Source organism: Paenibacillus sp. M-152, from assembly GCF_003856555.1.
GTDB classification, from domain to species: Bacteria; Bacillota; Bacilli; order Paenibacillales; family Paenibacillaceae; genus Paenibacillus; species Paenibacillus polymyxa_C.
This window is the reverse complement of record NZ_CP034141.1, coordinates 257,996-282,500: the sequence shown is the minus strand read 5'-3', so window position 1 is coordinate 282,500 and position 24,505 is coordinate 257,996. Positions and strand designations below refer to the sequence as shown.

21 protein-coding genes and 1 other RNA gene are annotated in these 24,505 nt (G+C 47.2%); 3 read left to right on the top strand and 19 right to left on the bottom strand.

Going from position 1 to position 24,505, the window contains the following annotated elements; genetic code table 11:
* Window positions 1-129: 129 nt before the first annotated feature.
* From recR to rpoE, 12 genes are all read right to left on the bottom strand, one after another.
* Window positions 130-729 carry a recombination mediator RecR gene (recR, locus tag EGM68_RS01235; RefSeq protein ID WP_013368785.1) on the bottom strand — a complete coding sequence of 200 codons (600 nt, stop codon included), beginning with the start codon at window positions 727-729 and terminating at the stop codon, window positions 130-132.
* A gap of 26 nt (window positions 730-755) precedes the next feature.
* Window positions 756-1,067, bottom strand: a complete 312-nt coding sequence (locus EGM68_RS01230) for a YbaB/EbfC family nucleoid-associated protein (protein ID WP_013368784.1) — start codon at window positions 1,065-1,067, stop codon at window positions 756-758.
* Between the two features lie 39 nt (window positions 1,068-1,106).
* Window positions 1,107-2,858 carry a DNA polymerase III subunit gamma/tau gene (dnaX, locus tag EGM68_RS01225; protein ID WP_129548518.1) on the bottom strand — a complete coding sequence of 584 codons (1,752 nt, stop codon included), beginning with the start codon at window positions 2,856-2,858 and terminating at the stop codon, window positions 1,107-1,109.
* A gap of 155 nt (window positions 2,859-3,013) precedes the next feature.
* Window positions 3,014-3,280, bottom strand: an RNA gene (gene ffs, locus EGM68_RS01220) — signal recognition particle sRNA large type.
* A 111-nt stretch (window positions 3,281-3,391) separates the two neighbouring features.
* Window positions 3,392-3,589, bottom strand: a complete 198-nt coding sequence (gene rpmE, locus EGM68_RS01215; protein ID WP_013368781.1) for a 50S ribosomal protein L31 — start codon at window positions 3,587-3,589, stop codon at window positions 3,392-3,394.
* A gap of 152 nt (window positions 3,590-3,741) precedes the next feature.
* Window positions 3,742-5,013, bottom strand: a complete 1,272-nt coding sequence (locus EGM68_RS01210; RefSeq protein WP_040102410.1) for a radical SAM family protein — start codon at window positions 5,011-5,013, stop codon at window positions 3,742-3,744.
* 94 nt (window positions 5,014-5,107) lie between these two features.
* A complete protein-coding gene (gene rho / locus EGM68_RS01205) occupies window positions 5,108-6,445 on the bottom strand; it encodes a transcription termination factor Rho (RefSeq protein WP_013368779.1) in 1,338 nt (445 codons plus the stop codon).
* A 263-nt stretch (window positions 6,446-6,708) separates the two neighbouring features.
* Window positions 6,709-7,962 carry a UDP-N-acetylglucosamine 1-carboxyvinyltransferase gene (locus EGM68_RS01200; protein WP_013368778.1) on the bottom strand — a complete coding sequence of 418 codons (1,254 nt, stop codon included), beginning with the start codon at window positions 7,960-7,962 and terminating at the stop codon, window positions 6,709-6,711.
* A 228-nt stretch (window positions 7,963-8,190) separates the two neighbouring features.
* The gene (gene fba / locus EGM68_RS01195; RefSeq protein ID WP_013368776.1) at window positions 8,191-9,045 is read right to left on the bottom strand and encodes a class II fructose-1,6-bisphosphate aldolase; all 855 of its coding nucleotides are present in this window, start codon (window positions 9,043-9,045) and stop codon (window positions 8,191-8,193) included.
* 248 nt (window positions 9,046-9,293) lie between these two features.
* Entirely contained in the window at window positions 9,294-9,662 is a 369-nt protein-coding gene (locus EGM68_RS01190) for a response regulator (RefSeq protein WP_014599366.1), read from the bottom strand.
* A gap of 213 nt (window positions 9,663-9,875) precedes the next feature.
* Window positions 9,876-11,477 carry a CTP synthase gene (locus EGM68_RS01185; protein WP_129548517.1) on the bottom strand — a complete coding sequence of 534 codons (1,602 nt, stop codon included), beginning with the start codon at window positions 11,475-11,477 and terminating at the stop codon, window positions 9,876-9,878.
* A 401-nt stretch (window positions 11,478-11,878) separates the two neighbouring features.
* The gene (gene rpoE / locus EGM68_RS01180) at window positions 11,879-12,430 is read right to left on the bottom strand and encodes a DNA-directed RNA polymerase subunit delta (protein WP_013368770.1); all 552 of its coding nucleotides are present in this window, start codon (window positions 12,428-12,430) and stop codon (window positions 11,879-11,881) included.
* Between the two features lie 405 nt (window positions 12,431-12,835).
* Here rpoE and EGM68_RS01175 point away from each other — a divergent pair, with 405 nt between their 5' ends.
* Entirely contained in the window at window positions 12,836-13,996 is a 1,161-nt protein-coding gene (locus EGM68_RS01175) for a S8 family peptidase (protein WP_129548516.1), read from the top strand.
* 17 nt (window positions 13,997-14,013) lie between these two features.
* On the opposite strand, the gene EGM68_RS01170 is transcribed toward EGM68_RS01175, so the two are convergent.
* Genes EGM68_RS01170 through EGM68_RS01155 form a run of 4 tightly spaced genes read right to left on the bottom strand, consistent with a single transcriptional unit; the run spans window position 14,014 to window position 19,162 of the window.
* A complete protein-coding gene (locus tag EGM68_RS01170) occupies window positions 14,014-15,399 on the bottom strand; it encodes an MBL fold metallo-hydrolase (protein WP_058831453.1) in 1,386 nt (461 codons plus the stop codon).
* Complete coding sequence (locus tag EGM68_RS01165; protein WP_058831454.1) at window positions 15,396-17,066, bottom strand: ABC transporter permease; 1,671 nt, start codon at window positions 17,064-17,066, stop codon at window positions 15,396-15,398. Before EGM68_RS01165 ends, EGM68_RS01170 begins: the two co-directional genes overlap by 4 nt.
* Before the next feature lie 4 nt (window positions 17,067-17,070).
* Window positions 17,071-18,144: an ABC transporter substrate-binding protein gene (locus tag EGM68_RS01160; protein ID WP_129548515.1), complete on the bottom strand. Its 1,074-nt coding sequence runs from the start codon at window positions 18,142-18,144 to the stop codon at window positions 17,071-17,073.
* 19 nt (window positions 18,145-18,163) lie between these two features.
* The gene (locus tag EGM68_RS01155) at window positions 18,164-19,162 is read right to left on the bottom strand and encodes an ABC transporter ATP-binding protein (RefSeq protein WP_058831456.1); all 999 of its coding nucleotides are present in this window, start codon (window positions 19,160-19,162) and stop codon (window positions 18,164-18,166) included.
* Between the two features lie 201 nt (window positions 19,163-19,363).
* Here EGM68_RS01155 and EGM68_RS01150 point away from each other — a divergent pair, with 201 nt between their 5' ends.
* Entirely contained in the window at window positions 19,364-20,242 is an 879-nt protein-coding gene (locus EGM68_RS01150) for a LysR family transcriptional regulator (RefSeq protein WP_058711745.1), read from the top strand.
* A gap of 141 nt (window positions 20,243-20,383) precedes the next feature.
* A complete protein-coding gene (locus EGM68_RS01145; protein ID WP_058831457.1) occupies window positions 20,384-21,244 on the top strand; it encodes a hypothetical protein in 861 nt (286 codons plus the stop codon).
* A 130-nt stretch (window positions 21,245-21,374) separates the two neighbouring features.
* On the opposite strand, the gene argS is transcribed toward EGM68_RS01145, so the two are convergent.
* The 3 genes from argS to EGM68_RS01130 form a co-directional block, all read right to left on the bottom strand.
* Complete coding sequence (gene argS / locus EGM68_RS01140) at window positions 21,375-23,054, bottom strand: arginine--tRNA ligase (protein ID WP_129548514.1); 1,680 nt, start codon at window positions 23,052-23,054, stop codon at window positions 21,375-21,377.
* Entirely contained in the window at window positions 23,051-23,491 is a 441-nt protein-coding gene (locus tag EGM68_RS01135; protein ID WP_013368761.1) for a YwiB family protein, read from the bottom strand. The genes argS and EGM68_RS01135 overlap by 4 nt, the downstream gene beginning before the upstream one ends.
* Window positions 23,492-23,585: 94 nt before the next feature.
* Window positions 23,586-24,476, bottom strand: a complete 891-nt coding sequence (locus EGM68_RS01130) for a LysR family transcriptional regulator (protein WP_090737444.1) — start codon at window positions 24,474-24,476, stop codon at window positions 23,586-23,588.
* Window positions 24,477-24,505 lie beyond the last annotated feature (29 nt).

Sequence of the window (24,505 nt, the reverse complement as noted above, 5' to 3'; positions counted from 1 at the left end):
AGAACTGGGAACGTCTATAAAGGCATCTATTACTGCAAATAAAAAAGGAGCCATAACGGCTCCCTAAGCGAGTCAAGGATGTCCCAAGGACATTTCAGACTCATAAATTATAACGTATAACTACACCTACTAATTAAGCTCTCTGCGGCCTTCTAGCGCTTTGGACAGGGTGACCTCGTCGGCATACTCCAAATCCCCGCCCACGGGCAAACCGTGAGCAATACGAGTAACCTTGATTTCAAAAGGACGCACTAGCCGCGAAATGTACATAGCCGTGGCCTCTCCCTCAATGTTCGGATTCGTAGCCAGGATCAACTCCTTGACACGTTCATCACTTAGCCTGGTCAGCAACTCCTTGAGTTTGATATCCTCAGGGCCAATTCCCTCCATCGGAGAGATTGCCCCGTGAAGTACATGGTACAAACCCTCAAACTCCTTGGTACGCTCCATAGCGACTAAATCCTTAGCATCCTGAACAACACAAATGACGGAAGCATCCCTCGTCTTATCCTGACAGATCCTACAAGGGTCCGTATCTGTAATGTTACCGCAGACTGAACAAAAGTGAAGATTGCGTTTTACATTGACCAGCGCTTTGGCAAAATCAATCACATCATCTTCCTTCATTTTCAGTACGTGAAAAGCCAACCGGGCAGCTGTTTTGGGGCCTACTCCCGGCAGGCGCGTAAAAGCATCAATCAGCTTTGCAATCGGCTCGGGATAATGCAATAGCGTATTTCTCCTTTATGAGCAGACTAGAACAAGCCCGGAATTTTCATACCACCTGTAAATTTACCCATATCATCATTAGCCAGTTCATCCGCTTTGGACAAAGCATCATTGACTGCAGTGAGTACGAGATCTTGCAGCATTTCTACATCATCAGGATCTACAGCTTCCGGTTTGATTGTGATAGACAATACTTTTTTATGTCCACTTACCTCTACAGTTACCACACCGCCACCAGAAGAACCCTCAATTACTTTCCCACCAAGCTCCTCTTGGGCTTTCAGCATTTGTTCCTGCATTTTTTTCACTTGCTTCATCATTTGGTTCATATTGTTCATTTCATCATCTCCTTTAATGAAGTATACATCTACATTTGATTATTCTTTAATGACTACCAGATCTTCCCCGAAAAGCTGAATCGCTTCATCAATCCAGGGCTCCTTGGACTTTCCCGGCGCATCATGCTCCGGCTCCAGTTGCAATTCTTCGGCAGGCTGGTCAGAAACTCCTTCAATCGCAGCATTCCAATCCTTTTGCATCATCGTTACCAAACGATAAGGATGCCCCAACTGCTCATGTAAAACCTTCTCGATGACCTGCTTATTGGCAGGTTTTTCGGTAGTTTCACGATGAATGTTGTTCTTAAACGCGACCAATACACTGTCCTCTAACACAGAAACCGGCTCACCATCCATAAACCAAGCATGAACCGTAACTTTCGCCTCTTTCACCCCTTGCAAAATCTGGCTCCACTTACGCCCCACCGCTGCGAATGCTTCGCTTGACTTCTCAGCAATATAGCGATCCAACTGAGAAGGGAGTTTAGCCGGCGCTGAAAGACGTGGAGCAGGGGCACGACCAGCAGAAGCCTGACGACCGCCTGACGATGCCTCCTGACCCACTCCAACAGCTAAACCACCTTGCATTGCACGTTCCAGCTTCTTTTCCAGCTCAGCAAGCTGGCGCTTTAACATAGCCACATCCTCCTGGCCAGTTGCAGCACCAGAGCGCTGTGCAGTCGGCTGGGCAGCAGTTCCTGCTTCCCCCGGAATGCTGCATAACTTCAATAGAGCTACCTCAAATAAAGTTTGGGGCTGAACCGCATATTTCATCTCGCCCTGATAACGATTAAGGGTGTCGATCATTGCAAAGAGCTGCTCCTTGGTAAAAGCATCCGCCACTTCCCTAAACTGCTCCGGATTCAGCACTCGCTCCGTCATTTTGGTCGCCTGCGGCACCATCTTGATCATTAGCAGGTCTCGGAAATAGTACAGAAGATTCTCCATACACTTATCTGCACTTTTCCCTTCCTGCATAAAGTTCTCGATCAATTGGAGCACTGTGCCTACATCTTCTTTCAGTAATGCCAAGGCCAATTTACCGAATTGCTCGGATGCGATCCCACCCGTCATATCCAGCACCTGCTGATACGTAACCCGGCCATCAGTAAACGAGGATATCTGATCCAAAACGCTAACCGCATCTCGCATCCCGCCATCTGAAAGACGTGCAATATATTGCAGTGCATCCAAATCAGCTTGAATGTTCTCCTGTTGGCATATCAGGTCAAGCCGCTCTGTCTGCTCCTCCAGCGATACTCGCCGGAAGTCAAAACGCTGGCAACGCGAAATAATTGTCGCGGGAATCCGATGCGGCTCTGTCGTAGCCAATATAAACATTACGTGTGGCGGCGGCTCTTCCAGCGTCTTGAGCAGCGCATTGAACGCTTCCGTCGTCAGCATGTGCACTTCATCAATGATATAAACCTTGTGCCGCACTTCTGTGGGCGCATATTTGACTTTATCGCGCAAATCACGAATCTCTTCAACGCCCCGGTTGGAGGCTGCGTCAATCTCCTGTACATCCATGACCGCTCCGGCCGTGATCCGTTTACAGGCTTCGCATTCGTTGCAAGGTTCCGGCGCAGGTCCATGCTCACAGTTGATTGCCTTGGCCAAAATTTTGGCCGCACTGGTCTTACCCGTTCCTCGCGGACCACTGAACAGGTAGGCATGGGACGTGCGATTTTCGCGGATGGCATTCTGCAATGTCTGGATAATATGCTGTTGTCCTACCATGTCCTTGAAAGCCTGCGGCCGCCAAGCACGGTACAACGCTATATGTTCCAATGCGCGTTCCCTCTTTCCCATTCACTTTCATGACCATTTATGGTCACTTCATTATACTATACTCCCGTCCGAATCTAAACCAGACACATTTCAATTTATAAATACAAAAAAACATCTTCGCATAATTGCCAAGATGTTCTAATTACTAATATAAACCGTGCACCTGTTATTGATCGTTGTGATCCGAGCGGCAACCCTGAACAACAACTCGGGCTAGGCAACCCTCCGGCACAAGAGTGGGCTTGCTTATGGCTGCTTCCTTCCGGACCTGACCAGGTTCACAAGTACTCATTGCGGAGGACCCAACCGTCAACATTGTGCGCAGGGACCAGCCTCACATCAACAACACCTCTAACAGGAATTCAACCTCGCTATAGCGGATTGCGAGTTACAGGGCACCGCTACCTCCCCATCTAGCACGGTGAAAATAAGTATATCGCATGGTTGCACAAAATGCAAATAGCAAATAACGACAAAAAGAGCCTCCTGCAATTGCAGAAGGCTCTAATAACTTTATCTCTTGCGGCAACTTATTAAATACCGTATTTCTTCTTGAAACGATCCACACGTCCACCAGCATCAATAAACTTCTGCTTACCTGTGAAGAACGGATGGCAAGCGGAGCAAATCTCTACACGCAGAGATTCTTTTACAGAACCAGTTTCAAACGTATTCCCGCAAGCGCAAGTAACATTAGTTACGTTATACTTCGGTTGAATAGCCTGTTGCATTAACTTTCACCTCTTTCCGCCCTGAACGTCCTATCAGCCCAGAGTTGTATGAACACATGTTCAAATTATAGCACTTGAATATAAGTGTTTCAACATCTTTTTAGTACACAAAACAGTGTAAGATCAGTGTGTTTTAAATATCTTCCGACCGTTTAGGTTCTGGCAAATTTGGGACGTGCCAGCCCTTGCGGCGGCACATGAGTGTAAGAACCGATAACCACATCCGGCAGTTCCTCACGATAAATCTCAAGCATTTGCTTCATACCAAGTATCTCCCCTTGAGCCGGTGGAATCAATTCCAGATAGCTTTCAGGATCAATATTCAGATTACGCATTTGAATCAGCTTGAGCTTAGTGCGTTTGGCAAATTCAATCATTGCCTCAATTTCTTCCTCCCGGTCTGTTACACCCGGAAAAATCAAATAGTTGATGGACGTATACACTCCCTGCTCTGACGCATAACGGAGTGACTTTTCCACATTAGCCAGCGTGTATCCGCGCGGCTTGTAATACGCATTGTAATGGTCGTCCAATGCACTAATTGTACTTACTCGCATAAGATCAAGACCCGCATCCACAATTCCCCGGATATGATCATTCAGTCCCGCATTCGTGTTGATATTAATATACCCCATATCTGTAACGGAACGTACTTCTTTGATCGCATCAATAATCAGTTTGGCTTGAGTGGAGGGCTCACCTTCACAACCTTGCCCAAAACTGATGATAGACTCAGGTGTCTTCAAATGTTCCAACATAACTTCTACAATCTCTTCCACGCGGGGACGGAAGTTCATTCTTGTCTGCGGAGATACAAAACCACTGTCATCCGGCTGTTCAGATATACAGCCAAAGCAACCCGCATTACAAGAATAAGATACCGGAACTCCCCCTTCCCAGCGATTCAGGAACGTATTCGAAGAAGTAAGACATTCGTACCCCAGCGCACAGTTAGACAAATGCTGGTACAGCCTATTTTCGGGATACTGTTCTGTCATTCGCTGAACTCCCAATTTAACTTGATTGCGGTCGCAGTTTTCGGGATTCCATTTGGAAGGACTGTCACTCTGCTCTGCTGTTACATAAAATGCCCCATCTTTCCAGACAACGGCCGAATAACCGAACAAGGGGAGTTTATAATCCTTATCTGTCTTCACATATCCCGGCAGACACAGGCGTGTAAAACCTTGCGGTAACAAAGCCCCTACTGCCTGCACATCTCCCGGAAGAGAGACCATTTCCCCTGTTTCAGGGTTCATACCGACCGGGCGGGTGCTGGGCAGGCTTACCAGTGTGGCTCCTTCCGGCAACGGAATAAGCTCATCCTCCATGATTTCAACAATCATGTCTGCACTACGGGCAAGCCCATACAAAGAAGCATGATCATATACATTGCCTTTTTCGTCGGCATACACCAAATACATTATGGAGCTCCTTTCGTTCCATTAAGCGCACCATTAACCAAAAGAATGGTAATGGCTGTCTACTTACAGAACAGATAAAATACATGAATTGGGTTTAATTGGTTGTGGCGGGAACCGACGCTGTGGTAGAACGCGTAGTTCTTCGTTGTTGACCACCAGAGCTACCTTGCGAACCGCTGGAAGAAGGTGCTGTCAAATCAAAAGAAGCTAAAAACTCAGCGTTAGTTTTGCTGTTACGCAGCTTTTTGAGGAAGCCTTCCACAAAGTCATGGCTTTCCGTCATATTTTTACGAATAGCCCAGATCGTATCTAATTCTTCCTTTTTCAACAGTACTTCCTCACGACGTGTACCGGAACGACGAATATCAATCGCAGGAAAGATACGACGTTCTGCCAGTTTGCGGTCCAAATGCAGCTCCATGTTACCTGTGCCTTTGAACTCTTCATAAATGATATCGTCCATACGAGATCCTGTATCAATCAGCGCTGTGGCAAGAATCGTCAAGCTACCGCCTTCCTCCACATTCCGAGCTGCACCAAAAAAGCGTTTTGGACGGTGAAATGCTGCCGGATCAATACCCCCACTCAAAGTACGACCAGAAGGAGGGATAACGAGATTGTACGCACGAGCCAACCGTGTAATACTATCCAACAGGATGACAACATCCTTTTTATGTTCTACGAGACGCAGTGCACGCTCCAACACCAGTTCTGCCACTTTGATGTGATTTTCAGGAAGTTCATCAAATGTAGAGGCCACAACTTCACCTTTGACAGAACGCTGCATGTCCGTCACTTCTTCAGGGCGTTCATCAATCAACAAGACAAATAGCTCAATCTCGGGATTGTTGGTAGAAATGCTATTGGCAATTTCTTTGAGGAGAAGCGTCTTCCCAGCTTTGGGAGGTGCCACAATAAGTCCGCGCTGTCCAAGTCCGACAGGGGCCAGTACATCCATAATTCTCGTAGACAAATGGTTGGGGGAAGTTTCAAGGACTAATTTGGTTTGCGGATACAGTGGAGTCAGTGCAGGAAAATGTAGCCGCTCAGCAGCTTGCTCAGGACTTCTTCCATTGACGGCGTTAACTTGAAGCAATCCAAAATACCGTTCATTTTCTTTTGGCGTTCGGCACTTACCGGAAACAAGATCGCCTGTTCTCAAGTCAAACTTGCGGATTTGTGAAGCAGAGATGTAAATATCTTCGGTACTCGGGAGATAATTGATCGGCCTCAGAAAGCCGTAACCTTCAGGAAGTATTTCCAGAACACCCTGCATAAACATTAATCCACTCTTCTCAGCTTGTGCGCGCAGGATGGCGAAAATTAATTCTTTCTTCTTGAGCGTTCCGTAGTACGGGATCTGGTATTGCTTGGCCAGCTTGTACAGGTCGGTCAGCTTCATTTCTTCCAGATCGGAAATTTGCAGATCCATATAATAACCACCTATTCAATTATTAAGTCCATTCATACATTTAAATGATAGACAATGATATCATAAACACCATCAACATAATTTTAACCAAAACAAATAAAGTTATGCAGCCAACTGCCTGGATTATACCGAATTATTCCGGTTTTTTGATAAAAGATTGTTAGGTATGAACCAAATCTTATATCAAGCAGCGGCTGCATAGGTGTTACCCGTTTTATCGCTTTGGTTACGACGAGTTCATACAAAGGACAGACATGGTCTAATTACTCAGTCTGCCGCCATACATCTGCGCCCAGAAGGCGCAGGTTGGAGACGAGGTGATCATAACCACGGTCAATATACTCGACACCTGCCACCTCGGTTACCCCTTCGCTTACTGTAAGTCCAGCAATGACAAGGGCCGCTCCAGCGCGCAGATCTGCAGCCTTCACTTTAGCCGCATTCAGTTGACCACCCTCAATAATGGCAGACCGACCCTCTACGCGAATTTTAGCCCCCATTCGCACCAGTTCAGGGACGTGCTTAAAACGATTGCTGTACACAAAATCGCTCAACACACTGACACCCTGAGCCTGGGTTAGCAAGCTGGTCATGGGAGATTGTAAATCCGTGGGGAAGCCGGGGTATACCAAGGCTTTAACGTCGACATGCCCATAGGAAGGTGCACCCAGTACGCGAATACTTTCATCATATTCCTCGATGCCGATGCCCATTTCCTGCATTTTGGCAGTGAGAGCCTCCATATGTTTGGGGATTACATTGTCAATCAATACATTTCCACGGGTTGCCGCAGCAGCAATCATATATGTGCCTGCTTGTATACGGTCAGGTATGATGGAATGACGGCAGCCATGTAGCTCCGACACACCTTCAATACGAATCGTCTCCGTTCCAGCGCCTTTAATAATCGCCCCCATGGAGTTTAACAGAGTTGCTACATCTATAATCTCAGGCTCTTTAGCCGCATTTTCGATAGTTGTGGCGCCTTTGGCACGTGCGGCCGCCAGCATAATATTAATGGTTGCTCCTACACTGCTGACATCCAAATAAATCTTGGTGCCGCGCAGTTCTTTGGCGTGCAAATGAATAGCGCCGTGCTCGTTCGTAACCGTGGCACCCAGCGCCTCAAAACCTTTGATATGCTGATCAATGGGCCGGGGTTCAAAATTACATCCTCCTGGCAAACCGATGATCGCTTCCTTGAATCTGCCCAGCATGGCCCCCATCATATAATAAGAGGCTCGTAATTTCTTAACAGGTCCATTCGGCATAGGAATGGATTTAATGGAGGAAGGGTCTATCTTCATCTGGCTACCTTCCCAGGCAACCTTTGCGCCAAGCTCCTCCAATATCTCGGAATACACCGCCACATCACTGAGCAGCGGCAAATTATCCAAAATGACTTCCGACTCTGCCAGAATGGCTGCGGGAATCAAGGCGATGGCACTGTTTTTGGCACCGCTGATGGAAACTGTACCCTGAAGCGGCCGTCCACCGGTGATCATCAATTTTTCCATAAGCTTGAGGGTCCCCCTACGTGTTTTGCAGTCGGTCAAACAATGAACTGAAACCATAAACTTTCAACTTTTTAAGTGGTTAAAATGGAAAGACACCGGCTAAGCGGTGTGCTTTCCATACCAAACTATTCAACTGTACAGATTTAAATGTTTTGTGCAGCATAAATACAGCTACAATGAAAAAAAATGCATTCAGTCTATGCAGTCGCATGACTAGTTGGAACATTATTATGCTTTGTTGTTGGAACCGAACTCACGGATTTTACCGATAACGGTTTGTTTGATCGCTTCACGACCTGGTTGGATGAATGTACGTGGATCGTAAGCATCTGGTTTTGCAGCAAGCACTTCACGAACCACTTTCGCAAATGCGATTTGGTTTTCAGTGTTTACGTTGATTTTAGAAGTACCCAGGGAAATGGATTTTTGGATGTCATGTGTAGGGATACCTGTTCCGCCATGAAGAACGAGTGGCAGTTTCACAGCATTGCGAATTTCTTCCATTTCTTTGAAGCCCAGGTTTGGCTCACCTTTGTATGGTCCATGAACAGAACCCAGTGCAGGAGCCAGTGTGTCGATGCCTGTTTCTTTAACGATACGTACACAATCGTCCAGCTTAGCGTACATTACGTCACCTACAACATCATCTTCTTGACCGCCAACCATTCCAACTTCAGCTTCAACAGAAACGCCTTTGGAATGTGCATATTCAACAACTTTCTTCGTTGTTTCGATATTTTTCTCGATTGGGCTGTGGGAATCGTCAATCATAACGGATGTGAAACCAGCGTCGATCGCTTCTTTACATTTGTCAAAGCTAGAACCGTGGTCCAAGTGAATTGCAACTGGAACCGTAATTTTCATGTCATGAATAAGACCTTCTACCATTTTAACAACAGTGTAGAATCCGCCCATGTGACGTGCTGCGCCTTCAGAAACACCCAAGATTACTGGGGATTTTTCTTCTTCAGCAGCGCCCAAGATAGCTTGAGTCCACTCTAGGTTATTAATATTGAATTGACCTACTGCATACTTTCCTTCGAGTGCTTTGTTCAACATGTCTTTCATAGATACCAATGGCATGGTTACAGTCCTCCTAAAGGTGTTTGGGTTTGTCTATATTTTTAGCCGACATCACATACGGGCTTATTATACCACAACCCATGTTAAATACTAAACAAGCTTTTGCATATCAACACATACAAAAATCACGCCCAGGACGCCGTTTTTCCATAGAATTGTATAATGAGAGGATTTACTTTCAGTATTTCCCATAATCACAAACAAAAAACCCTGTTTTGTTAACAGAGTTCTCAACCAAAATGACTTACCTAGTCACCTCTGAGTTGTTTGTTCACGGCGATCCGCATTTCATCAATATCAAAGGGCTTGGTAAAATGCATAAGTGCACCTAGCTCCGTCGCCTCTTTAATCATGTCCAGTTCTCCATACGCTGTCATCATAATAACCTTGATATCGGGATTCATGCTTTTTAGGTGCTTCAGAATTTCGAGTCCGTCCATACCTGGAATTTTCATATCGAGCAGAACCAGATCAGGTGGTTCCTTCTCAACAATCTCAAGAGCAATTTTCCCGTTCGCTGCCTGAAAGGTCTCATAACCCTCACTTCCGAACACTTCCATCAGTAAAATCCGTATTCCATTCTGGTCATCGACGATTAATACTTTTTTCTTTTCCAATGTTTTAACCTCCTAAGATCTTAAAACGAGGATCATGCAGCTATTGCCATAACAGCGTCCGATGACGTACAATATCCGTCCCATACCTAAAACTATATTCGCTCCTGCAAAAAGAAAATCCTTCTCATATACATAATTGTGGAATATTCTTTCATAATCAGGAAGCATGGGATAAAAAAAGACCTCCCAAAGGAGGTCTTTCAAGCTGAAGCATTAACCTTGAAGCTGCAATGCCGCCTTTACAAATTCACGGAACAAAGGCTGTGGACGATTCGGACGGGAAGTAAATTCTGGATGGAATTGTACCGCCAGGAACCATGGATGCTCAGGAAGCTCCACAATTTCCACCAAACGTCCATCCGGTGAAGTACCAGAAATACGAAGGCCTGCTTTTTCAATAACTTCACGATATTCGTTATTGAATTCGTACCGATGACGATGTCTCTCGTATACCAGCTCGTCGTTGTAGCAAGCCGATGCCAGGGAACCTTCCACCAGTTTACATGGATACAAGCCAAGACGCATGGTACCGCCCAAATCTTCGATGTCTTTTTGGTCAGGAAGCAAGTCAATGACAGGATAATCGGTAGCCGGGTTAATTTCCGAGCTGTTGGCTCCTTCAAGACCAGCCAGGGAACGAGCAACCTCAATAACAGATACCTGCATACCCAGGCAAATACCGAAAAACGGAATTTTTTGCTCCCGTGCATAACGAATGGTGCTGATTTTACCTTCAATTCCGCGATCGCCGAAGCCACCCGGTACGAGAATACCGCCAATGCCGCCCAGCATGTCAGCTACGTTCTCGTCCGTTACTTCTTCAGCGTTCACCCAACGGATTTTCACGTCCGCATTTGCATCAAATCCAGCGTGGGAAAGTGACTCGACAACACTTAAGTACGCATCATGTAACGCAACATATTTACCAACAATGGCAATTTCAACCGTTTTGTCCAACTTGCTGATTCGATCAACTAACCCTTCCCATTCGGTCATATCTGGTACAGGTGTTGTCAGCTTCAGGTGGTTAACTACGATTTCGTCCAAACCTTCTTCACGCAGGTTCAACGGAACCTCGTAGAGAGTCGAAGCATCGCGGCATTCTACCACTGCATTCGCATCAATATCGCAGAACAATGCAATTTTAGCCTTCATGTCGGAGGACAATTCATGCTCTGTACGGCAAACAATAACATTCGGTTGAATGCCGATACTGCGCAGTTCTTTTACACTGTGCTGAGTTGGTTTGGTTTTAACCTCACCAGCAGCTTTAATATAAGGAATGAGCGTTACGTGAATGTACATCACATTCTCGCGCCCAACTTCACTTTTGAGCTGACGAATGGCTTCCAAAAATGGCAAGCTTTCAATATCGCCTACAGTACCGCCGATTTCCGTAATAATGACATCCGAACCCGCTTCACGGCCTGCACGGTACACGCGCTCCTTGATTTCGTTCGTAATATGAGGGATAACCTGTACTGTACCGCCCAAATATTCTCCGCGACGCTCTTTGCTGATTACGCTGGAATATACCTTGCCTGTTGTGACATTGCTGTTCTTGGACAGATTAATATCAATAAAGCGCTCATAGTGTCCCAAGTCAAGATCCGTTTCCGCACCATCATCCGTTACAAACACTTCACCGTGCTGGTAAGGGCTCATAGTACCCGGATCGACATTCAGGTAAGGATCAAATTTTTGAATCGTTACCTTCAGTCCCCTGTTCTTCAAAAGCCTCCCCAGTGAAGCTGCCGTAATCCCTTTGCCCAAGGAAGACACAACCCCGCCTGTCACAAAAATATACTTCGTCACTGTTCAAAACCCTCCTAGATAAGATGCAAAAATTCAGGCGACATTATGATGTTATCGTAACCCGTTTGCACGGATTATCATCCATGAAGAAGGCAGCGGTTATATTTTCCAATCCGCCGCCCTTAGCCCTCTTTCATGAGTGAAAACACCCCTATAAAAAACAAAAAAGCACTCCCGTAGTACGGGGCACTTTTATACAAAAAGCAAACATATAAGTGAATCAATCATAAGCCCAAGCAATAGTTTACCCCGTGTCCAATCCGCTGTCAAGGAAGTTATCTGTGTTAATTTGTCCATTGAACCAGATTGGAATAAATCTATCTGAAAGCTATAAATCAGCAGGGGTTTCAAGAAAACGGTCATGAAAAAGGGGAGAGCGTATCTCCCCTTTCAACCTGTTCCTAACGAAGTGAATCGTCGTCGTCTTCGATCGACTCATCATCATTTTCATCATCTGTATCTTCCTCATCACTGAGGTCTTCATCGTCAATAACTACGTCATCGTCACTATCATCGTCATCTTCTCCGTCGAACAGCTCGTCTTCGCCATCCTCGTCTTCGCTATCTGCATCGAAGTCGTCATCGGAGTTGTATGTTTCTTCTTCCTCATGATAGTCATCTTCATCGTCATCGTCTTCATCGTTAATAATACGAGGACGCTTGGCGCCTGTCAGGGCATCTTCGGATTTATCTACCGGATACCAACGTTTCAAGCCCCACAAATTCGTACCGACACAGGCAAAACGCCCGTCAATGTTGATTTCAGTATATAGCTGAGCAATAACGTCATTAATTTCTTCGTCGGACAAGCCGCGCAATTTGGCGACTTCATTCATCAGGTCACGGTAATAATATGGAGTATTGGCTGCTTTCAATACCATAAATGCCAAATCCACCATTGGAGTCTCGTGGACTTTCTCCGGGTCAATCTTCAAGTTGAGTGGTGTACTCACCTAGGGACACTTCCTCTCACACGTAATTCACAAGAACATGTTTCAGAGCATACACGATACATGCAATACTAACATATCCATTATCAAAACTAAGTAAAACCTATTTGGAAGCAAATTGCAAGTTAAACATGGGTATCGTCATAATTTCCAAGAATATCCCTCTGCACAAGACGGCACACGTAAAAAGACGGGGTTCCCCCCGCCTCCGACTGTACCCGCTCCGGGAGAGGCCTCCCAAAGTTGTTGCACAAGAGCTTATGCCCTCCATGTATCGTATGTGTCCACAGCTACTTTGACACGACAAGCAGGCCTATTTCCATAAAAAAGGGGCAAGTTTCCCATGCCGTAGCTGACGCTTGCTCATACAATACCTCAGCATGGCTCATCGGAGGGGGACCGTCTCAAATGGACTATCCGGATTTTTTGCAGCGTTTGCATGAGGGTATTTCGGAGCCGTCCGGCAGTGGACGGAACAAACAGATTATCACGTTCGATAAGCCTCACCAATACCGGGAATGTTTGTCCTATCTCAGGAAGCTGAAACCTGAGCTTGTGGGATTACGGCAAGTACAACCGGCTAGGCTAATCCGTGCTCTCATCGCTCCGCTTTCAGGGGGAGACAGGCTGGGCAAATATCACCACGGTGTTACTGTTGAAGAAGATACCCGCATAAAGGTTCACGCAGAAACGGCTTATATGCCGAAAGCAGAGAAAAACCTTTCCATGCCATGGGGAGTTAAACAGGTACGTGCATACAAGGCTTGGCCTTCCTCGACAGGGAATCGGGTCAGAATCGGTGTGATCGACACAGGAGCGGATTTTCATCATCCTGATCTTCGCCATTCCCTCGCCAGAGGTATCAATTTGTTGAACCGGACCATGCTACCCTATGACGACAATGGCCACGGTACTCATATTGCTGGAACCATCGCGGCATCTAATTATGATGAAGGTATGGTTGGCGTAGCACCACGGGCTTTAATTCATCCTGTAAAAGCATTTGATCATAATGGAGCCGCCTATGTCTCTGACATCATTCTCGGTATCGACTGGTGTGTATTAAATCGTGTCGATATTATTAATATGAGCTTTGGTATGAAGTCGCGTAGCAAGGCACTACTTGATATGGTGAATAAAGCATATCATAACGGCATTGTAATCGTAGCATCCTCGGGAAATGAGGGCAAGCGTCGAAGTATTGACTATCCAGCCCGCTATTCCCAGACGATTTCAGTCGGAGCTACCGACAAATACAGACGTATCGCTCCTTTCAGCAATCGGGGGCAATTCGTAGACGTGTATGCACCTGGTGAGAAGATCAGATCCTCCTGGATTCATGGAAAGCATCATGAAATGAGCGGCACCTCTATGGCTACTTCCCATGTGACCGGGAGCATCGCACTTCTCCTTTCACTGAAACCGGAGCTGGAGCCTGGAGAAGTTAAAGCACTGCTTAAACGCACCGCCACACCGCTACGCCTTCGTAAAAGCGCCGGACGCAGTTCCATCTCCACCAAGCTTGGAGAAGTGGATGCCTTCCGATTGATGCAGGAGGGCACAAAGTGAACCACGATCTGATGATGCTAGACCTCTATCGTTGAACCTGGCTCCACAGAATGAACTTCTCTGGCAGGACCTCCATGTGCATTATTTTCTTCTCTTATCAACACATCTCGTACAAGGTCGGTCTGCGGTTTTGGTGCATGAACGAGTACAGCCTGTTTGCTAGGCAGATCCTTCAACATTTGCCTCACATCCGATAATCCCTGATGCACCTTGTAAGTCAAATGCCGAGCTATACAGATGTCATTGGAGTCCGCACGTTCCAACAGATGCTTTCCAAAAGAACCATTGGAAGCATGACCGGTCAATATCACACTGTTCCTAATGTTTTCTCCGCTGTCCATATCATTCAGCATATGGCGGTTATCCGACAGATATTGATAATACCAACGTGCCTGCGGGGAATCCATCATGCCGTCCCTTGTTACAATAATAGTGGCCGTGTTCCGTTCTAGCAGACTTATTCGTTCCGCAGCATCACGAGGCACGAACACCCTGTCACTGTTTAACACATGTTTTATTCGCGTGGAAGCTCCCGGCCGAAGCCACTCTCTCCAGCGATTTAACTGTTTCAATCCGTGCCACAGGTCAGGCTCTACAATTATTGCTTGTTCGGGGAATTGCTCACTGGCCCATACGATCAACTCCTGTCCTCTGCCAAAGGCAGGCACTGGCAACAACACATGACCGCCAGACCATAATATCTGCTCCATCTCGACCCTCAGCCGCTCCAGCTTAACAGGCTGCGGGTCTATATCCATGCCATAGGCATTGTCCATGATAGATATGTCCACTAGATAGGACTGTGGCTTGCATTCAGGAAGGTCATTTATCCCCTCCCCCATACACAAGTCCGGTGCATCGGCAGCAAGCAGCTCAGACTCACGGCTATAGTCTCCAGAAAAGAACAACCGCTTCCCTTCCATTTCTATGATATACCACACTGCACCAGCCAAATGTCCACTGCGTCCCCACATCATTCTCACACCCGGACAAGCTTCACACCACACTCCTGAAGGCGCTCCATCTTCTAGATAGCGATAGGTAATGGATTGGATATCCTGTTCACTGTAAGGCAATTCACCACCTCTCGATTCAACATAAGTCTGCCAGGAGCGAAAATAGGAGCCCAGCTGCTCAGCGGTGGCCTTGGTCGTCCAAACCTCTCCCCGGTATCCATACTTGTACAGTAAGGGGAGCGCCATGGAATGATCCTCATGTGCATGAGACAGCAAAACAGTAGTTAGCTCCTTCACCTTCTGTGGCGGAAAAATCGGATATTGCCCGATTCCTTCCTTTTTTACGCCACAATCCAGCATGATATGATGCTGCTTTCCTTCAAAAACATAACAGGAGCGGCCATGTTCGCCCGCTCCGCCCCAAATCCTAAGCTTGGTCATCATCATTTCCACTTTCTTCGCGAGTTTAAGCTTTCCATTAAGATTAGTAGCAGTGTGGTCAACCCAACCGATATAACAGCCATCGCCATGCCAAGCGACACCTGTCCCTGCTCAAACTGGGCAAATATATAGGTTGCAGACGTCTGGACGGACGGCGGTAAAATCAGCAATGATCCTACCAGCTCCCGTGAAGCAATGGTAAAGGTCATCATCCAACCAGCGAGCATTCCCGGTACAATTAGCGGCAATACAATCCGGCGGAATATGTAAGACGGTCGCCCGCCAAATACTTGTCCCGCCTGAAAAAGAGTATGATCCACCTGTGTAAAAGCGCTTTTGACATACTGAACTGTATAAGGGACAAACAAAATAACATACGTCAGAATGACCATACCGTATGTGTTATACAACGGAATCGGCATCCACGGCGAGTTCCACCACAAAATCAGACCCACCACCATAACAATTCCCGGCACTGTATTCGGAAGCAAGCTGAATGCATCAACTGTCCGTTGGATTTTCGTGCGTGAGCAACCGATAACCAGCGCAAACCAGGTGCCCAGCACCACAGCAATCGTCGATGCACCCAAAGAGAGAAATACACTATTCAGTAGCGCTTCCATGCTTTCTGAGCCCCACGACAGCAGTTCCTTGTAATAGTCGAGTGTAAGGTTGTTCCATGCCAGTCCGATTCCCCGCAGCTTCATGGAGGAAGCCGCGATAATTGAAAAATAAGGGATACCAATAGCTGCGATGAGCAGCAATAGGATGAATGCGACACTCAGTGCTGTAGTCCAGCTGGATACACGAAGACGAGAAGGTCGCGAACCTTTACCCCCTACCAGCCTGTATGTGAACTTTCGATTGATCACCGATTGCACGTACCACATAAGCAGGCAGGCCGTTAACAACACCGAAGCCATTGATGTTGCTTTGCCAAAATCAATGGGCCAGCTGGAAATATATTTGTGAATTTCAGAAGTCATGACCTCATACCCGATACGGCGACCAAAGGTAGCAGGTGTGCCAAACTCAGCAATCGTTTTAACGAAAATGAGCAGCGCACCCATTCCGTATGCCGATAACAGCAACGGTAAAATGATTCGACGGAACCTGTACAGAAATCCCCCGCCCATGACCGCACCTGCCTCTTCCAGGCTGCCGCCAATCCTCACCAGCGCCCCGCGCAGCAGCAAGTACAGGAATGGAAATAGATGCAGGCTCATGATCATCACCATGCCACCAAGGCTGAAGAAGGAAGCCGTTAAGAAATGCAGGTCCGGGAACAACTGTTCCAGATACCCGTTTTTTTGCATAAACAGAATCCATCCCATGGACCCGATATAGGGCGGAGTCATAAACGGAATCAGCAGCACGACATCCAACCAGCGCCAGTGTGCAAGTCGGGTGTTGGACATGATCCAGGCTAACGGAAGTGCAAGGGCAGTCGTTCCTGCAATTACGCAGATGCCTAGCCAAATTGAGCTGAATAGCACTCCTGCAAATTGAGAAGCAGCTAACGTTCGAAAAGGCGCTGCCCATTGAAATTTTCCTTCAACATACACACTTTGGATGAAGATTTGCAGCAATGGCAGCAAAATTAGGAAAAGAAGCGCGATCAGAGCAAGTATCAGGGACCATCCCCTGATGTGTTTAACAGACAAACCTCCCATCGGCTTATTTGAACATTTGCGTGAACTTTTCCGTCACGTCTGATCCGTGCTCACCCATCCATTCCCAATTGGTTTTCAGCAACGGGATCTCGTCCAGGTTGGCACGCTTGTCAGCTTTGATATCCGTGCGTCCAGGGAGTAGGGAAGCATCTGCTACTAGTTTTTGCGCCTCGTCCGACAACAGATAGTCAATGAACGCTTTGGCATTTTGCTCATGCTGTGTGGACTTGAGGATTGCGGCAGGACGCGGACTAATAACCGTTCCCTCTGTCGGATAGACGATGTCAATCGGCTCCCCTTTGGCTTTAGCCTTGTAGGTCATGTAATCGACCGCAGCGACGACTACACCTTTAGCCCCCGTAATCACTGGATCTAGCGCTTCCTGATTGGCACCGGCCATGGCCACACCGTTTGCCTTGTACTGCTCAAACAACGTCCAGCCTCCATCGCCCTTGGCACTCAGATAGCCTGTCATAAAATCCAACGCTGAGCCAGACAGCGATGGATCGGGAATGTTAACCTGATCCTTGTACTCAGGCTTCGCCAAATCGGCCCATGAAGTAGGTGGTGTCTTCACTAACTTCGTGTTATATGCAATGCCTAGAGCAGAAGCACTAGTACTGAAATAGTTACCCTCCTTATCGGACCAGTCTGGGTTTAGCTTGTCGGCATTTTTGGCATTCGGATAGGGGAGCGTGAGTCCTTCCTTTTTCAAGCCTTGTACAGACGGAAGCGATGCCAGCACAACCACGTCCGCTACCGGATTCGCCTTCTCCGCTTCCATGCGGGCTAAAATCTTACCTGTCGTTCCCTGGAATAACTCTACCTTAACCCCGCTCTGCGCCTCATACCCCGCTACCAGCTTTTTCGCCAGTCCATCCGGGCCTGCGCTGTAAACAACCAGCTTCTGATCGGTGGACGCCGCTGCTCCCGCTGGTTTTGCTGTTCCATCTGCTTGTGCCCCATCCTTGGATGTCGTAGCCGTTCCGCAGCCTGCCACAGCCAGTCCAAAAGTCAATGTTAAAGCAAGCATAGCCCCTTTTTTCCATCCTGTACGAAAAACACGCCTATTCATCATCTTATATAACCCCTTTTCCCTATGTTTCAAGTTGGTGGATGTATTGCGGTGATACCCAAATATGCATTTGTTCGCCTATGGGCAAGCGGGTGGAGTGATACGCAGTCCATTGCTCACCGTTTTCGGCTAATAGACGGATTTCATAGCGATCGCCAACATAGCTGACATGCAGGATCTCTACTGTAAAAGTGTGCTGATCCGCTTGCTCCTGTTCCCAACGGACATGTTCAGGTCGGAATAGTGTCCGTTCCAACTCGATCCAGTTGGATTTACCGATAAACCTTGCCACCTCTGGATGAGCTGGGCGACTATAGATCACCTCTGGTGTTCCGGTCTGCAAAATATGTCCACTTTTCATAACCACCACTTCATCAGACATGGACATGGCCTCGATCTGATCATGGGTGACGTATAGGGCGGTTAGCCCCAAATCGCGCACAAGCGATATCATCTCAATGCGCATCTCCTCCCGTAGTACGGCATCCAGCGCACTAAGCGGCTCGTCGAACAAAACCAGTCGAGGCCGGATAGCAACTGCTCTTGCAAAAGCAACCCGCTGCTGCTGACCACCGGATAGTTGATGAGGGTAACGATCCTCCAGCCCTGACAACCTCACCTTATCGAGCGCTTCCAGCACCACTGCCCGCAGTTCCTTGCCTTGAGCGTTAACAGCCCTTTTCCCCCGTTTGCTCGCTCGCAAGCCGAAGGCCACATTTTCAAACACCGTCATATGCGGCCACAGCGCGAAATCTTGAAAGACCATACCAAAGTGGCGGAGATGTGTGGGAACATCCTTTTTGCGTTCAGCTGAAAAGAGAATTTCCTCTCCCATCGTGATTGTGCCGATATCCGGTGTCTCCAGACCAGCAATCAAGCGCAAGAGCGTCGTCTTCCCACAGCCGGACGGTCCGAGCAATGTGGTGAATTTGCCCTGTCGTACGATCAGATTCGTCTCATGCAACGCGGTGGTTTGGCTGAAGGTTTTACTTACTCCGCGAATATATAGATCCTGATTCATCGTATTACCTGCCTGTTCTTATGACTGACCCCAGTGTAAAACTTGAATTCGCAACCTGTGTTATTGGAAAGTTAAAACAAAATTAATTATTTCAATGAATTGTGTTAACACTCATAGATTTAATCTATATAGAGGCGATTGATGCTGCTGCCCAAAGAATAAGCACGATTGTTTGACCAATCTGAAAGCGAGGCATTCTAAGTGAACTTAAGTCTTCTAAAGTTACATATTGTAGAGCTGCTGAACAAGCACCATAAAATTACCACCGTAGCCGAGCTTCTCGGCCTAAAGCAACCTACTGTTACTTTTCATATGAAAAATCTGGAGCGTGAATTCGGAGTAAAGCTGTTTGACACACGTATGGGCAAAATCATCCTGACGGATGCCGGAAATGCCCTACTGCACTATGCCACCAAGATTAATGCACTTGCGGCTGAGGCCGAGCGGGTTGTCCGTGAGTTCGATACACTCCAACGAGGCAGCATACGTATTGGCGCAAGCTATGTACCTGCTACCTATCTGCTTCCTGCCGTGCTGCATCGGTTTGCCCGCGAGCATCCGGGCATTCACATCGCCTTATCCGTGAAAACAGCGCCCGTGATCAAGGACATGCTTGCTCGCCACGAAATTGACCTTGGCATTATTTCGGCAGAGCCGTTTCAATCCCCCACGCTGCTCTCAGAATCCTTGGGGGAAGATGAACTGGTGCTCATCTGCTCACCCACTCATCCGCTCGCTAGCGAAACCGATTTGACATCCGAGCGTATCGCTTCTTCCTCTTTTGTATTGCATGGAAAGGATTCCAGCACACGCCACGCGACTGACAAATGGCTAGAGCGCGGGAGGCGCCGGCTTCCATCCTATCTGGAATTGGATTCACTGGAGGCCATCAAGCAGGCGGTTATGCTGGGAGAACACATCTCCTTTGTCTCTCGTATTGCTGTTCAATCAGAGGTTGAACGGGGTTTACTGGTTGTAAGGCCTATTCCGGGACAGCCTGTTGAAAGGCACATTTATATGGTCAGCAACAGAGATCGTCATCGCTCTGCGCTGATCCACAGATTCACTGAATATTTATGATGGAACCAAGATTAAATCTTAGCTGTCATATAAAAATTATGGCATTTTTTAACCGGAGTACCCTCTTGTCTTGACATACGACTGACAAAATACCCGTAAAGTGAAGCGTGTAACCTATTCGGACGAACAGGAGAGGATAAAATGAAAACAAGCCTGCGTATCACTAAATTCATGTCAGTAGTAACTCTGAGTGCAGTACTGCTCGCAACAGGATGGAAAGGTGCAGAGCCCGTACAAGCGGCTGCCAATGCCACGCCAAGCTATGAGGTTAAGCTGCTGCTGGATACAGCTCAGGTCCTCAATGCGGATGGCTCTTTAAAAAGCGGCATCGTAAATGAGTTCGGAATTAGCGAAGATGCGCAACGATTAAGCGTCGAGTTTTTTGATACAGACTCCTTGCAATTGAATGACGAGGGCTGGAACGTTAGATTTCGCAAAAAAGAGGATAAAAAAAACTATGAGTTAACCTACAAAAAGCGCTATGCGATCACAAACGGGAATATCGATGCAGCACTCACCCAAGCGAATAAAGAAGGTTTCAGTGCCTCTGATGATAATTATGAGGCTGAGGTGGATTGGGGATACAGCAAGCAGACATTAAGCTTTTCCAATGACAAGAAAACAAACGCCTCCAAAGGATTAGCTCTGCCTTCCCCGGATCAGGCGTTAAAACAATTACAGGACAATCTTCCGGGCAAGCTGCAAAACTGGAAAAGCAGCAACTGGGGCAAACATACCTTGGCAAACTCCAGAGTACGCGGTCCTGTACAGGTCAGCAAATATGAGGGCAGCTTTCAGGGCTTGGATACTGACCTTGAAGTATGGCCTATTCGTAGCGCAAACGGATCGGGTACCGACAATATCATCGAAATCTCCTTCAAAACTTCGGATTACAATACTGCCGCAAGCAACCGTGCCAAGCTGATTAACCTGCTACAATCCAAAGGATGGCTGATTCCTGCCGATTCTCTGAAAACGAATCTGGTACTGGAACGCTATTAAGCACTCGAACCTAAAAAGTACTCAAACCTAAAAAAGGAACCGAACGGGCCTCCCTATAGAGGGCAGCACGAACGGTTCCTTTTTACTAATATACATATGACTACAGGGTCATTATGTTGCAGTTTTTTACTTACATACGTTCCGGTGCAGACACACCCACCAGCTTCAGTACATTAGCAATGGTCGTGCGGACCGCGCCAAACAAGGCCAAGCGAGCTTGCGTTTGAGCGGCATCCTCCGTGATGACACGCTCTGCCTTATAGTAGCTGTGGAACATGGATGCCAGCTCGTAGACATAGCGAATCATGCGATGCGGCGCAAAGTTTGCAGCTGCCACCGATACTTCCTCTGGCAACTCGCCAATTTTGCGTAACAGATCGTATTCATGCTCAGCCGTCAGCTTCGACAAGTCAACTTCTGCCAATGGCAGTACAGCAATACCCTGCTCTTCGGCTTGACGATATACGCTGCATGCACGTGCGTGTGCATATTGCACGTAGAATACCGGATTCTCATTGGAAGTGGAAATCGCCAAATCCATATCAAAATCCAGATGTGAGTCCATACTACGCATGGTGAAGAAGTAACGGATCGCGTCTACGCCCACTTCTTCCATCAGATCCTCCATCGTTACGGCCTTGCCAGTACGCTTGGACATTTTTACTTTTTCCCCGTTTTGGAACAAGCTGACCATTTGGGCAATCAGTACTTTAAGCTTATCCGGGTCATTGCCCAGTGCTTCCATTGCCGCTTTCATTCGTGGAATATAGCCGTGGTGATCCGCTCCCCAGATGTTGATGATCGTGTCATACCCACGAGCATATTTGTCGCGGTGATAGGCGATATCCGGAGTCAGGTACGTATAAGTGCCGTCATTTTTGATCAATACACGGTCTTTATCGTCGCCATACTTGGTCGTGTTCAGCCAAGTAGCTCCGTCCTTATCATAAATTTCCTCACGGTCACGCAGCTCATTCAGCGCTTTAAGCACTTCACCGTTATCATACAGTGATGTTTCACTAAACCAGGAATCAAAAGGTACACGGAACCGCTCCAGATCACGCTTGATCTTATTCAGTTCCTTTTCCAAACCGTATTCACGGAAATAAGCGGCACGATCTCCCGGTTCCATGGACAACAGAGAATCGCCCTTCTCAGCCACCAGTTCCTTCGCAAACCCGATGATGTCCTCACCATGGTATCCGTCCTCCGGCATCTCTGCAGGCTGTCCCAGCTCCTGCAAATAACGCGCTTCAATGGAACGGCTCATATTGTAAATCTGGTTCCCCGCATCATTAATGTAATATTCACGAGTGACTTGATATCCTGCAAAATCAAGCACGTTACAGAGCGCATCCCCTACGGCTGCACCACGTGCATGACCCAAGTGAAGACTCCCCGTCGGATTGGCACTGACAAATTCGATCTGTACCTTTTTGCCTGCACCTACCTGTACACGTCCGTAATCTACTCCTTGCTCCTGTACTTGTCCAATCACTGCATAGAGGTAGCTCTTGTTCAGGCGAAAGTTAATAAAGCCCGGTCCGGCGATTTCTGCACTTTCAATAGAAGCGGAAGCTAAGTCCATATTTGCGATCAAATCTTCAGCGATTTGACGCGGATTCTTCTTCGCAATGCGAGTGAGCTGCATTGCTACGTTGGTAGCTAAGTCACCATGTGACTTGTCCTTAGGCACCTCCAGCGTAATCGTCGGCAGCTCTTCACGGCTCACGATTCCGGTAGCCAGCACCGCTGCCTCGATTGCTGAGGTCACCTTTTGATTAATAAGTTCCAGTGGATTGCTTGTCATGATTGTTGCTCCTCCTGTATATGCAAACTAATGGCAAAATGCCCCGAGAAATCCTCAAATACGTACAGATCATAGGTCCAGCTCACATGTCCGGTGAATCCATCCATCCGAATATCGAGCTTCTGCGTATGCGCAGACATGTTCAGGTTTAAATAAGGCGAGCGGTAAAATCCAGGCAACCTGCGTCCCAGCGCGAACGACTGCTCCGATTGTACCTCACCGTGACGAATCAGCTTTAGCTCATCTGGTCCGATCTTGACTGTGTTCCGTGTCGTACCGCCCTCAGGACTCTCTTGCGGCTCTTCGTACCTTATATATAGATGCTTCCCGCGAACGATTGCTTCTCCAGGAAGCTCCTGTACCACATCTTCTCCGTCATGATGACTATGAAGACGGATTCGAACCTTTGCATTGTGTGGCATGTGTTCAAACTCCATTCTATCGCTATCCTACTGTACTACTATATCCAGTTCCCGATTGCAATTCAAATGAGTTTTTACAAAAAGATGCTTTCACACTTAAAAAATTCAACTACTGTAGGTCAGCAGCACTGGATGCCTGGCTAAAACTTTCAATGAACCGGGAAGCCAATGAAGACATGTATTTATCCTTCAACCAGACAGCCGCCACACGAGTGTGCAATTCTTCACAACTAATTTCCTTAGCGATTAAATGATTATTGCTGCCTAAAGATAAAGCGGAGCGCGAAATCATGCCAATACCCAGCCCTTCATTGGCCCAATGAAGCGTAGTGCGGGCATCGTCATTTTTGCAAAAGATATTGGGCTCAAAGCCATGCTTCATACAGGTATCGTGAATCAATTGCTCAAAACGGCGATATATAATGAGTGGTCTGTTCTTCAACTCAGCCAATGAAATGGTCTTCTTTTCGGGATTCCAATCATATTCTTCCGTCATCACTGCTATCATTGGCTCAGTGGACGCATATCTACACCCTAAACCGGCGGTATTAAAAGGGGTTCTGACGATACCGACCTCTACAATTCCTTTGTTCAAAAGATCGAGAATCCTGAAGGTATTCCCCTCATGTATTTCAAATTTTACACCCGCATAGGTTTTATGAAATTCGGAAAGCCTGTCTTTCATTAGGGTCGCCCCAGAGGAAGAAACCGTCCCAATGGTGAGCGTCCCCTTCATCCCCATGGCAAAATCGTTTATTTCCCTTGTCGTAGCATCCGTCAGCTCCAAAATCTGCTTGGCCCTGTTCCGTAAAATGATTCCGGCCTCTGTCAATTGAATGCTTCGTGAGCCTCGATGCACAAGCTTTACACCAAGCTCTTCCTCCAGCTGCATAAGCTGTTGACTTAAGGGAGGCTGTGCGATTTGCAGTTTTTTGGCTGCCGCTGTAATCTGTCCAGCATCTGCAATCGCTAAAAAATACTTGAGATGTCTCAATTCCATCATGAACCTCCGGTCCTGATATATGTAAA

Bases quoted from the DNA above. Each gene is read 5' to 3' on its own strand.
- EGM68_RS01210 (WP_040102410.1), bottom strand. From the start codon at position 5,013: ATGTATTTGGTGTATGCCGACGAAAAAGGCAATGTATATGATCATGCT.
- fba (WP_013368776.1), bottom strand. From the start codon at position 9,045: ATGCCATTGGTATCTATGAAAGACATGTTGAACAAAGCACTCGAAGGA.
- EGM68_RS01155 (WP_058831456.1), bottom strand. From the start codon at position 19,162: ATGAATCAGGATCTATATATTCGCGGAGTAAGTAAAACCTTCAGCCAA.
- EGM68_RS01175 (WP_129548516.1), top strand. From the start codon at position 12,836: ATGGACTATCCGGATTTTTTGCAGCGTTTGCATGAGGGTATTTCGGAG.
- EGM68_RS01145 (WP_058831457.1), top strand. From the start codon at position 20,384: ATGAAAACAAGCCTGCGTATCACTAAATTCATGTCAGTAGTAACTCTG.
- rho (WP_013368779.1), bottom strand. From the start codon at position 6,445: ATGGATCTGCAAATTTCCGATCTGGAAGAAATGAAGCTGACCGACCTG.
- EGM68_RS01130 (WP_090737444.1), bottom strand. From the start codon at position 24,476: ATGGAATTGAGACATCTCAAGTATTTTTTAGCGATTGCAGATGCTGGA.
- EGM68_RS01160 (WP_129548515.1), bottom strand. From the start codon at position 18,144: ATGATGAATAGGCGTGTTTTTCGTACAGGATGGAAAAAAGGGGCTATG.
- EGM68_RS01230 (WP_013368784.1), bottom strand. From the start codon at position 1,067: ATGAACAATATGAACCAAATGATGAAGCAAGTGAAAAAAATGCAGGAA.
- EGM68_RS01200 (WP_013368778.1), bottom strand. From the start codon at position 7,962: ATGGAAAAATTGATGATCACCGGTGGACGGCCGCTTCAGGGTACAGTT.
- EGM68_RS01165 (WP_058831454.1), bottom strand. From the start codon at position 17,066: ATGGGAGGTTTGTCTGTTAAACACATCAGGGGATGGTCCCTGATACTT.
- EGM68_RS01135 (WP_013368761.1), bottom strand. From the start codon at position 23,491: ATGGAGTTTGAACACATGCCACACAATGCAAAGGTTCGAATCCGTCTT.
- rpmE (WP_013368781.1), bottom strand. From the start codon at position 3,589: ATGCAACAGGCTATTCAACCGAAGTATAACGTAACTAATGTTACTTGC.
- EGM68_RS01170 (WP_058831453.1), bottom strand. From the start codon at position 15,399: ATGATGATGACCAAGCTTAGGATTTGGGGCGGAGCGGGCGAACATGGC.
- argS (WP_129548514.1), bottom strand. From the start codon at position 23,054: ATGACAAGCAATCCACTGGAACTTATTAATCAAAAGGTGACCTCAGCA.